The following is an 11,742-nucleotide window of genomic DNA, read 5'->3' on the forward strand; positions in this document are numbered from 1 at the left end:
TCGCGCTGCCGGGATATGCCACGTTGGCCTGCCTCGGCGGGCCGACGCTTCATGGAAAAACATCCGCATCCGCGGCGCCCCCGGCGCCCGGAAATCCATCGAGAAAGGGCAGCCCTGCCCTTCCTGGAACCCGTCGAGCACGGCGATGCGTTCGCAACCGTGCAAGCGCAGTGTCCGTCAGTGATGCGTTGCCTGTCGCATTCTCCGCGCCGACTTCAGGCGTGACAACTGTTCCTCGTAGGCGCGCGCGAACTCGTCGCCGAACAGCCGCCGGAAGCAATCGTCGGGATCCTTGTTCAAGCCCTCGAAATGCTCGCGGTACCTTTCCCAGTACTTGCCCTTGCCGGCGAACGCCGAGCGCTTGGAGCCGCCGTCGGCTTCCTGCTCGAAACGATCCGGATTGAAATGCACCAGCAAGGATTCGAACGCCGCGCGCACGCCCGCCAGCATCGCCATCTGGTGGCAGCGAATGTCGTCGAAGGCATCCTCGAACGCCGCCGTGCCGGACATGAAGGCGCCGCCGCTGGGCGTCATGATCTTCTGCAGCGCCTCCTCCGGGTTGGGCGCGAACTTCAGCGGATTGTTCTCCGAGCGCTGGATGATGGTGACCGGCAGCCGGAACGTGTTCTTGATCTCGGCGCGCGCGCGCAGCACGTCCATCACGCCATCGACCACGACGCGGAAGATCTCGTCCACATTGCCCGGAAGCAGTTGCGGACCGGTGGTCTCGGCCCGCTCCGCTGCAGCCATCGGCATCGGCGCCGCCGGCACGGCGCGCGGCGGCGCGACGGTCGGCGCCGCCGCGGGCGGGGAGAAGTCCCCCATGGTCAGGTCCCAGTTCTCCGGGAGCTGGTTGGCCTGCCGTTGTTCGTTGGTCATCGGCGGATGGAAATGATCCTGCGTACCGGCCGTGTGGTTCCAGCTGGAACTGGAATTGCCGGTCGTGGCGCCGGACAGCAGGTCGGAATCGGGATCGCCGGGCCCCAGGAAACTCAGCGGATCCAGCGCGCCGGCACCACCAGCACCGACCGCGTCGGGGATCAGCCCGGCATCGGCCGGAATCGTGACCGGCGACGGGCGCGCCGGCAGCGGCGCCGCCGGCGGCGACAGCCCGAAATCCAGCGGATCGATGTCGACATCCACCGCCGCGGGAGCCGCGGGTGCCAGCAGATCCGGCACCGGCGCCGCGGCACCGGCATCGCGCAGGTGCACCTCGACTTCGAACGTGTCGATCAGCAGACGGTCGCCATCGGTCAGCGCAGAGGGTTCTCCCTTGACCAGTGGCGCACCGTTGAGCAGCATGCCGTTGGTGCTGCGATCCTCGATGAAATAGATGCCGTTGAGGTAACGCACCATGGCGTGCACGCGCGACACGCCCGACGCGCCGAGCACCCAGTCGCAGTCCTCGGAGCGGCCGATGCTCCCGCCGACGGCCGCGAACGTCCCGCTGCTGCGGCTGCCGAACTGGGCAGCCTGATGACCGGCAACGGCGAGGATCAGGCTCTGCGACATCGGTATGCTCGGATTCCCTGGTCAAGATGGATCAGCCGGCATCATGCACGATGGATCGCGTCCACGTTCCGACCGGACCGAAGTGCGCGACCCGAGCTGGCTGCCTGACTGTTCGCAAAAAAACTGCGGCCCCCGTGGATCGGTCATTGCCTCGTGCGCGAAACGCGGTATCGAGGCTGCCGACATGGCCAAACTGACGCGCGGAAACCGACCGCGGCCATCGTATCGTCCATCCGTGCAGCGGGCAAGCCGAGTGCGCCCGGCCGGGCACGTCAGGCGCCGGTTGCGCCCTCGCCGTTGAGCAGGTTCATGGCCGGCTTGATGAAGGCGGCGCGACGGGTGGCGAAGGTGTCGACATCCAGCGCCGCCAGCATGTTGATCGCGGCCACCACGGCGCATGCCGTCAGATGATCGGCCGGCGGCACCGGCGTTTCCTGAGAGGCTGGCGCGAGACTGCCGCCGGACCATCCTGCGGCAGCGGCGACCCATGCGCCGGCGGACTTGTAGCCGCCGGCGGTGGCGAATTCAAACGCGGCGCGGCGGTTGCTCTCGTTCGGTTCGCGCACCCACTTCTCGGCCAGCGATGCACCGGCGCGATCCTCCGGATCCAGCGCCTGGTCGCGCGCGCACTGGCACAGCCAGGCCACCGCGTAACGCTTGGGCAACAGGCGCGCCAGCAGTTTCAACGCATCCTGCACCTGGCCTGCATCGGCCAGCGCCTGCACGGCCGCCTGTGCGGTCATCTCCGGCCGCAGCAACGCGCTGGCCGGTTCGGACAACTCCATCTGGATCGACGCCTGCATCACGGATGACATCTGCGTGTTCCCCTAGCCAATCATGATGATGCCGCCGGACAACTGCGCCATGCCGTCGCCCTTGAGCGAGAGCATGGAACCCTTGACCGTGGTCGAACCGCTGCTGGAAAGCTCCGCCGAGGCGCCGCCCTTGGCCGCCACCGTGGCATCGCCGTCGATCTTCACGTTGACGCCCTTGATGTTGACGCTCACACCCTTGATGTCGATGTCGCCGGAGGACTTCATCACGATGCTCGCCGCCCCGGTCACCAGCTGGATCTCGGTGCCGGCGCTGAGCTTGAACTTCTGGCCGATCGTGGTGGTGCCGTTGCCGGTGACGTCGAGCTTGTCGTCCTTGCCTACCGTGGTCGTGCGCTTGCCCTTGACGTCCTCGGTCTGGTCGTTCTTGACGGTCATCTTCTCGTCGTTGTCCACCGCGACGACGCGGTCGTTCTCGACTTCCACATGCATGTCCTTCTGTGCATGCATGAAAAAATCCTCGCTGCCCTTCTTGTCCTCGAAGCGCAGCTCGTTGAAGTCGTCGGCGCCACCGCCCTGGTGGCTGCGGCTCTTGATGCCGCTCTGCGTCTTGTTGTCGGGCAAGGCATACGGCGGCATGTTGTCGGCGTTGTAGACACTGCCAATGACCAGCGGGCGGTCCGGATCGCCCTCCAGGAAACTCACCACCACTTCCTGGCCGACACGCGGAATGTTCACTGCGCCCCAGTTCTTGCCGGCCCACGAGGAGGCCACGCGCACCGGGCAGGAGATGTGGAAGTTCTCCTTGTCCGGCTTGTTCCAGTGGAAGGTGACCTGGATGCGGCCGTACTTGTCCACCGAGATGTCCTCGGCCGTGTCGCTGCCGGACACCACGGCCGTCTGCAGGCCGGCAATGGTCGGCCGCACGGCCGTTTGCATGCTGCGAAACGGCTGGCGACTCTGGATCACCGAAAAATGACAGAAGAACTGGCCGCCGCCCTGCTGACCGGAAACCTCCGCGGCGTTCTCGATGTGCACGGTGGAGCCGACCACGAGGTACTCCTGGTTCAACTCCTTGCGCGGAAACTTGGTCAGCTTGAACAGCGCGCCGGTCAGCACGCCGCAGATATTGGTCGCCCCGGTACAAAGTGACTGCGCGACGTTGCTCGCTTCCAGCCGCACCTGTGCGTAATGCTTGCCGGCATCGGTGCTCAGGTGGTCACCGGGGTAGTCGAACGAATCGAGCTTGGGCACCGGGTGATTGCCGTCGGCATTGCTGATCGAGTCGAGAGCAAGCAGCGACTTCTTCGGGCTCATCGGATCGTAGTCGGTCAGCGAGTACTTGATCGTCTGCACCGAACGCGCGGTGGCGAACTCGGTGATCGCAGCTTCGGTCGACGCCTTGCTGGCATCGCTCTGCGGCTGGTACGGCAGCTCGGCATAGCCATCGGTGGCCGCGTGCGCACCCAGCGCGTCGGCCAGCACCATCGTGTGCACGCCCTCCCGATGCTGGAAGAAGTAGTAGATGCCCTCCTGCTCCATCAGCCGGCTGATGAAGTTGAAATAGCTCTCGCGGTACTGCACGCAATATTCGCGTTTCTCGTAGCTGCCGCTGAGGCTCAGCTTGACGTCGCTGTAGCCGATCTCGGCCAGCACCTCCTTGACGATGTCCGGCACGGACTTCTTCAGGTAGATGCGGCAATCGACCTTGTGCAGCAGCAACCAGGGCTTGGGCACCAGGGTCAGGGCGTATTCCGCCTGGCGCTTGCCGGAAAAACTCTCGAACCCCGTCTGCGAAATCTCCGCCACGATGCCGTTGAAATGCCGGGTGTAGTCGTCGGTGCCGAACGTCACCGTCATGGAACTGCCCAGCAATGGCCGCAGTTCGACCTCGCTGTCGCCGCTGAATACCTTGAGGTGGTACGAGAACAGCTGCCCCAACTGCTCGCTGCCCGAAAAGCTGGCAGGCTGCAGCTTGTCACCGAGATCGGACTTCAGCGTCATTTGGTGCGGCATGTCCGTCCTCCCCCAGCGGTCCCGACGGCATGGGCCGGCAAACCAGTCTGTTTATCATACGTCTGCCCCGTTTGGGGAGTCCATTGGCGACCCCGCATCGGCTGCGCGACGCTTCAGTCGCCCGTCCCGCGTTTTTGCACCAGCACGACCCAACCGCGCACCGGCTTGCCCAGTTCCTTGCGCAGCGAGTCCACGGTGATCGACGGATCGGAGAACCCGGCGTCCTCCAGCACGCGCTCGATGCAGGCGCGGCTGTGCCGATAGCGCCCGCTGGCGGACAGCTCGACGCGATCTTCGTCGCCATCGAGCACCTCCAGCGTGAAAGCGAGCCAGCCACCTTCTCGCAACGCGTTGCCGGCTGCCGACAACACCGGCAGCAGGTCACCGAAGTAGTTCAAGGTGTCGGCGGACAGCACCACGTCCCAGGCAGATGGACGGGTCTGCAGCCAGCCGGCCAGTTCCGCCTCCACCAGTTCGTCGTAGTCACCGCGCTGGCGCGCTTTCTCCAGCATGCCGCCGGACAGATCCACGCCCACCAGGTTTCTCGCATGCGGTCCGATCAGCGGTCCGCACAAGCCGGTGCCGCAACCGGCATCCAGCACATCCAGTGAAGCCTGCGGTATACCAAGTCGATCCACCAGGGCCGCCACGAGAACCTGCGGCGCGCGGTAATGGAGGTTCTTCAGCAGCATCTCGTCGAAGCTCGCGGCAAAACCGTCGAACACTTTTCGGACATAGTCGTCCGCTGCACGCGCGGGCGCCGGCTCGCCGCCGCAGGCGGCAAGCATGTGGCGCGGCACCGGATTGCCGGGATCGCGCGCCATCCAGTCGCGATAGACCTCGACCGCCTCGCTGCTGCGGCCGAGCATGTACAGCGCCACGCCGAGCGCATCACGTGCGCGCACGTTCTGCGGATCGAGGCGGCAGGCGTTGGCGAAGCAGCGTGCAGCCTCTTCCACGTCCTCGATTTCGTTGACGTGCCGACGCCGGAACATGCCCATCAGGTAATGCGCCTGCCCCAACTGCGGTTCCTGCGCCAGGAAGCGGGCATAGACCTCGCCGGCCTCGTCCACGCGGCCCTGCACGTCCAGCACCAGGGCCAGGTTGCTCAGCGCGTCGTGGTGCCCAGGCTGATGGCTGAGCGCGCGCCGATAGCAGGCTTCGGCCTCGGCCAGTTCGCCGCACTCCTTGTGGATGTTGCCCAGGTTGTTGTGCGCGTCGGCGTGCCGCGGAGTGGCGCGCAGCGCCAGCCGAACCAGCCGGATGCCATCTTCGCTGCGCTTGCGCTGGTGGCACAGCACACCGAGGAAATGCAGTGCATCGGGGTGTCCCGACTGTCGTTGCAGGACCTTGCCATAGAGCGCCTCGGCTGCATCCAGCCGGCCATCTCGATGTGCGGCGATGGCCTCGCCCATGAGGGCCTGCACGGTGGCAGCCAGCGCAGCCTGCGACCGACGTCCGGTTCTGGCGGGCGAAGCACGTTTCAAGCGGCCCCCTTGCCATGCGCTGCGGCGTGCGGCACGACCCCGGTTCCCCTCATCTGCCGCGTGCGGCAAAACCGGATCGAACGACCCGCGTCGCGCTAGTTGATGATGACGGTGAAGCAACCCAGCACGATGCTGCCGCCGTGGGCGGTACTGTCGCCCAGCCGCGCCGCCGGCAGGCCTCCGATCAACACCTTGGGCGCGCCCATGACGATGGTATCCGGTGGTCCGACGCAGGTGACCATGTCGCTCATCCGCGCCGCCGGCAAGCCGCCGATCAGCACCTTGGGCGCACCCGGCGACAGGATCGGGCCGCCTACGTGCGGCACCACGCCGGTCACCATCGGGCATACATGCATGTCGGTAAGGCGTGCGGCGGGAGGCATGACGAACTCCGTGGCTCGATGGGCATCGCTCGCCCGGATGGTACGCCAGATCGGTACGCCGAGTCAGCCGCGCTGCCGCGCCCGGACTACGAGGCCGTACCGCCAACCGTCATCGAGTCGATCTTCAATGTCGGCTGGCCCACGCCCACCGGCACGCTCTGCCCATCCTTGCCGCACACGCCCACGCCGTCATCCAGCGCCAGATCGTTGCCGATCATCGAGACGCGATTGAGCACCTCGGGGCCGCTGCCGATCAGCGTGGCGCCCTTCACCGGGCGGGTGATTTTTCCGTCCTCGATCAGGTACGCCTCGGAGGCGGAGAAGGTGAACTTGCCGTTGGTGATGTCGACCTGGCCGCCGCCGAAGTTCGGCGCATACAGGCCTTTCTTCACCGAGCGGATGATCTCGGCCGGATCGTGCCCGCCGGCCAGCATGTAGGTGTTGGTCATGCGCGGCATCGGCAGCGCGGTGAATGATTCGCGGCGGCCGTTGCCGGTCGGCGCCATGCCCATCAGGCGCGCGTTGAGCTTGTCCTGCATGTAGCCCTTCAGGATGCCGTCCTCGATCAGCGTGGTGCACTCGGTCGGCGTGCCTTCGTCGTCGATGCTGAGCGAGCCCCGGCGGCCGGCCAGGGTGCCGTCGTCGACGATGGTGACGCCCTTCGCCGCCACGCGCTGGCCGAGGCGGCCGGCGAAGGCGGAGCTGCCCTTGCGGTTGAAGTCGCCTTCCAGGCCGTGGCCGATCGCTTCGTGCAGCAGCACGCCCGGCCAGCCGGGGCCGAGCACCACGGTCATCTGGCCAGCGGGCGCGTCGACGGAATCGAGGTTGACCAGTGCCTGACGCACGGCCTCGTCGGCGAAACGCAAGGCGCGGCCGTTCTCGAGCAGTTCGCGATAGCCGTAGCGGCCGCCACCGCCAGCGTAGCCCTGCTCGCGGCGGCCGTTGGCCTCGGCGATCACCTGCACGTTGATGCGCACCAGCGGCCGCACGTCGGCGGCCAGGGTGCCGTCGGAGGCGGCGATGAGGATGGTGTCCATCGTCGCGGCCAGGCTGACGATGACCTGCTTGATGCGTGGATCACGCGAGCGCGCGTACGCATCGACCTCGCGCAGCAGCGCGATCTTGTCGGGATTGGGCAGACTCTCGACCGGATCGATCGCCGGATACAGCGCGCGCGCGTCGTGCAGCGCCAGCGGTTTGCCTGCTCCGTTGCCGCCGTGCGCGATCGCGCGGGCGGCTTTCGACGCTTCCAGCAATTGCGGCAAGACGATCTCGTCGGAATAGGCGAAGCCGGTCTTCTCGCCGGACATCGCGCGCACGCCCACGCCCTGCTCGATCGAGTGGCTGCCGTCCTTGACGATGCCCTCCTCCAGCGTCCACGACTCGCTGCGCGAATGCTGGAAGTAGAGATCGGCGGCGTCGATCGACGGCCCCATCAGCTGACCGAACACGCGGTCGAGGTCGCCGGTGGCAATGCCTCCGGGGGACAGCAGCTTGCTTTCGGCGAGGGCGATCAGTGAATCCATGGAGGCTTGCCTGTGGTCGATCCGGTACTGTCCCACATGGGGCTGGCGGAGCCGGCTTTAAAGTCGACGCCCCGCTTCACGGCCCCGAAGACCGGGCGCTGGCGGGCGCCAGCGCTGAGCTGGCCGGCGCCGCGCTGCCGGACGAAGCCGGCGCGGGTTCGAGCAACAGGCTCGGCGGCACCACCACGTCGTGCTTCTCGACCAGGGTCATCTTCGGGTCATCCCAGCTGCCGGTGATCCGGTAGCGCGCGCTGGCTGCCTTGTTCAGGCCCTTGCCGAGCAGCCCCTGCACCGCGAAGCCGGCCGCCGCACCGAGTGGACCGCCGACCACCGCCCCCACCACCGGCAGGCTGTTGCCGACGTGCGGCACCACGATCATCTGCTGGTCGTAGTCGCGGGCACGCAGGCCGGTGCGGCCGGTGACGCTGATGTTGGCCGCCGGCCCCCTGATCACCAGGTTGTCGGTGATGGCGTTGCCGTTGGCCAGGCGGAAATCGCCGCTGATCGAATCGAAACCCAGCCCCTTGCCGAACACGTCACCGAAATCCAGCGTGAGCCGCCGCGGCAGGTCGGCGAGCGAGACCAGACCCAGCAGGCGCCCCATGCCAGGCGAGCTGGCTTCGGGGATGCGGCCATCATTGACCTGCACCTTGAGCGTGCCGTCCATCGTGGCCAGCGACAGCGCCGTAGGGCTGCCGGGCCAGCTGGCATCGAGTTCGTCGCGGGTCCGGCCGCCATCGACCAGCCCGTCGTAGCCGAATGCCGAGAGCATCGCGCCGAGATCCTCGGCGGAGAAACTGATCCGCATGTGCGTGCGGCTGTCGGTCGCGGTGCCCTCCCAGTCGCCGCTGGCGGTGACCTGCACGCGCGGGGACAGCGCGCGCAGTTGCTCGATGTGCATGCCCCTGGGCGTGGGCCAGGTCTCCAGCCGCGCTTCGCCCAATTTGGCATCGCCCAGGCGCAGGTCCCGCACCCACAGGTGGAGCGGCGGCAGGGCCGCGGGATTGATGCCGGTGTTCGCCGGGTCATCGGCGAGTGCGACCGGTGCCGGCTGGGTGGCGGTCACGGTCGCCGCGACGGCGGGTGCACTCGCCGCGCTGGTCGATGCTGCGGTCGCGCCGGGCTGCCGCGGCCAGTGCAGATGCTCCATGCGCGCGGTGACACCGCGCTTGTCCAGCTCGTCGGTCGGTACCTTGATGTTGCCGGCCATGGCCGGGCCGTCCACGTCCACGCTGAGCACGTCGGGCTGCGGCGTGGCGCGCACCGTGAGCGCGCCGAGCGGACGGTCGAAACCCATCGCCTGGTCGGTGCTGACGTCGATGCTTTCCAGTTCCGGGCCGTCGCCGCCGGCACCTGCGACCGTGCGCTGAACCCACCCGGCAACGTCCAGCCGCGCCGCATGGCCGCGGATGCGCAAGCCCCGCGCGGGTAGCGTCTGCGGCATCTGGCTGCCGAACGCCAGGGTGCCGGACAGCGGGCGACCGGCCGCGTCATCGGCCAGGCGCAGGTGGCCGCGCAGCAATTGCCCCAGTTCCAGTTGCAGGTTGCTTCCCGCGGTCGGCAGGCTCATCTGCAGATGCAGCGGCAGGCTGTCCGCAGCGGATTTGTCCAGCGGTGCGGGCAGCGCCAGGGCGGTGCCGCGGAGCGAAGAATCGATGCTGAGCATCTGCGCGAGATCATCGCTGCCCGGTCGATGGGCGAGCGTGAACCCGATGCCGAACGGGCTGCGCCCCTGCGCGAGCTCGCCCAGCCATGTCAGCGATGGATATCCCTGGACCAGTTCGGCGACCTGGTAGTTGCCCTGCAAGCTGGCCCGGAACACGGTGTCCGGGTCGGCGTTGGCGCCGGCGATCGCCAGCTGCAGTCGTGCGGGTTTGCCATGGAACACGGTATCCAGCGGTCCGCCCTGCAGACCGCGCAGATCGAAGCGCAACGGACCGGTGATGTCGCCCAGCGCCAGCTGCCAGTCGGGCGCCGTGAGGTCGGCATCGCGCAACTGCGCGGTGCCATCGAGTTGTGCGCCCGCGACGTCGGTCAAGGGCAGGCTCAGGTGGAAATCGAACGTGCCGCGCCCCCCCAGCCTGAGCTTGGCCAGCGTATCGGAGGCCCGGCTGGCAACCGGACTCCTGCGTGCGAAGTTCAGCAGGCTCGCGCCGCTGCCGTTGCCGCGCACGTTGAGATCGAGCAGGGCCTGGCCGAATTCCGGGATCAACGCCACCGCGCTGTCCACTTTCACGCCCAGCGAATGACCCGCGCTGGCCTGCACCAGCATGCCGCCATTGACGAAGCTGGCCACCGCCTCGACACCTTCGGCCTGTGGCCACTCCTCGCCGTAGTCGAGAGTCAGCCCGTGAATCTCGGCATGCGCTTCGAAGCGGCCCTCGTTGTGATGGAACGGCCAGTCCGCCAGGTCGCCGCGCACCAGCACCTGCGCCTGCCCGACGGTGCCGGCCACCAGCGCGCGATCCAGCCACGCCACGGTCGCCGGCGGCATCACGTTGACCGGCCAGAACAGCTTGGCCGCGGGAACGTCGGCATGCTCGATCGAAGCGTACAGGCCCAGCCAGGGCGCACCGCCGCCCGCGGGCAGCACCGCCTCGCCGCGCGCGCTGCCGGCATAGCCCTCGCCGACGAAGGCCAGGCTGTCGGCGCCGAGGTGCCAGCCGCCATCCTGCGGCCAGAACGCCAGCGTCCCGGACAACTTCGACAACACGAACGGGCGGCGGAACACCTGCGGGAACGTCACCGTGGTGGCCTGCGCGGGAAGCTCCAGCGAGAACGCCTCGGCATCGCCGCGCACAACGCCGCGCAGGTTGCTCAGGCCCGGCGATTTTTCCACCGGATCGATGCCGAGTTTGTCGAACGCCACCGCCAGGCGCTGCAAGCCGCCCGCCCGCGTCCAGTGCAGCGCCAGCTGTTCGAGTTCGCCGTGCGGATGTCCGCTGCCGATCCAGCGCGCCAGGCTCGGCGACAGATCCGGCGTCAGCCCAAGCCACGGCAGCAGCGGCGCCAGTTGCAGCTTGCGTGCTGCGGCGTCCAGGCGGAACTGCGGCGTGCCGGGCTGCTCCAGTTCAACCACCGCGGCGCTGCCGTCATCACCGGCCCAGCGCAACGTGTATCCGGCATCCTCGGCATGGATCCCGGCCAGGCCATGCAGCGAGGCCACGTCGGCCATGCCGCCGCCAGGCCCGCGTACCGACAACGTGTCCAGGTCGACGCGCACCACGCTGTCGCCCAGTTGGCCCTGGTTCCAGTCGAGCCATGCATTGAGGCGGCCGGTGCCGTGCTCGATCCCGTAGCCTTGCAGGTCGATGCCGTCGAGCAAGGGTTTCAGGTGGGCCGCGTCGGCGCTGACCCACAGCCTGCCGGATCGCTCGTCCTGGCGCAGATCGCCCACCGCGCGCACGCTGGCCTCGGCCACGCCTTCGCGCCGCAGACTGCCGCCGAAGCGGATGCGATCACCCTGCAAACTGACCCGCAACTGCCGCGACAACAAGGTGTAGTGCTTGCCCAGCGTGGCATCGGTCACCACCACGCGCAGGTCGTCCAGCCACAGGTCCACCGACAAATGGCGCAGCGACAGCGCCGGCTGCTCCGTGCCGCCGCCGGTGCCCAGCCCGCTGACGCGCCAGCCGCTGCCATCGTGCAGCAGGTCGAGCTGCAGGCCGCGGGCATACACGTTGAACAGATGCCGCGACGGCAGCAGCCAGCCACCGAGGTCCAGTTTCAAGCGGGATTCCGGCAGCTGCAGTGCCGCGCCATTCGTCCCGGCGGCCGGACCGATACGCACGTCCTGCAGCACGAATTCCGGACCGCCCGGCGTCCATCGCCCCACCATCGAGGCGATGCCGACCGGCCGCTGCAAGCGCTGGCTCAGTTGGGCGGCCACCCATTCCGGATGGCGTGCCAGCAGCGGCAGCAGCAATTGCGCCAGCGCCGCCAGCACGGCAAACAGGATCACCAGCACGCCCGCAGCCCAACCCAGGCCGCGCGCGCCACCGTGCAATCGACGACGCCACACCTTGTTCATGCGCTCTTGGCCAGC

7 protein-coding genes are annotated in these 11,742 nt (G+C 67.9%); all 7 read right to left on the bottom strand.

Features of this window, described 5'->3' with window-relative positions; all coding sequences use genetic code 11:
- Positions 1 to 177: 177 nt before the first annotated feature.
- On the bottom strand, positions 178 to 1,512 hold the full coding sequence (gene tagH / locus B1991_RS12735) for a type VI secretion system-associated FHA domain protein TagH (protein ID WP_136259059.1): 1,335 nt from the start codon (positions 1,510 to 1,512) through the stop codon (positions 178 to 180).
- Between the two features lie 272 nt (positions 1,513 to 1,784).
- On the bottom strand, positions 1,785 to 2,327 hold the full coding sequence (locus tag B1991_RS12740) for a DUF6931 family protein (RefSeq protein WP_168709640.1): 543 nt from the start codon (positions 2,325 to 2,327) through the stop codon (positions 1,785 to 1,787).
- A gap of 12 nt (positions 2,328 to 2,339) precedes the next feature.
- The gene (locus B1991_RS12745; protein ID WP_136259060.1) at positions 2,340 to 4,301 is read right to left on the bottom strand and encodes a type VI secretion system Vgr family protein; all 1,962 of its coding nucleotides are present in this window, start codon (positions 4,299 to 4,301) and stop codon (positions 2,340 to 2,342) included.
- A gap of 113 nt (positions 4,302 to 4,414) precedes the next feature.
- A complete protein-coding gene (locus B1991_RS12750; RefSeq protein WP_136259061.1) occupies positions 4,415 to 5,716 on the bottom strand; it encodes a tetratricopeptide repeat protein in 1,302 nt (433 codons plus the stop codon).
- A gap of 167 nt (positions 5,717 to 5,883) precedes the next feature.
- Positions 5,884 to 6,171, bottom strand: coding sequence for a PAAR domain-containing protein (locus B1991_RS12755; protein ID WP_136259062.1), 288 nt, complete (start codon positions 6,169 to 6,171; stop codon positions 5,884 to 5,886).
- Positions 6,172 to 6,257: 86 nt separating this feature from the next.
- Positions 6,258 to 7,697, bottom strand: a complete 1,440-nt coding sequence (gene tldD, locus B1991_RS12760; RefSeq protein ID WP_136259063.1) for a metalloprotease TldD — start codon at positions 7,695 to 7,697, stop codon at positions 6,258 to 6,260.
- Positions 7,698 to 7,773: 76 nt separating this feature from the next.
- Positions 7,774 to 11,727, bottom strand: coding sequence for a YhdP family protein (locus tag B1991_RS12765; RefSeq protein ID WP_136259064.1), 3,954 nt, complete (start codon positions 11,725 to 11,727; stop codon positions 7,774 to 7,776).
- Positions 11,728 to 11,742: the final 15 nt, after the last annotated feature.

This window comes from Rhodanobacter lindaniclasticus (genome assembly GCF_004799035.1).
Taxonomy (GTDB): Bacteria; Pseudomonadota; Gammaproteobacteria; order Xanthomonadales; family Rhodanobacteraceae; genus Rhodanobacter; species Rhodanobacter lindaniclasticus.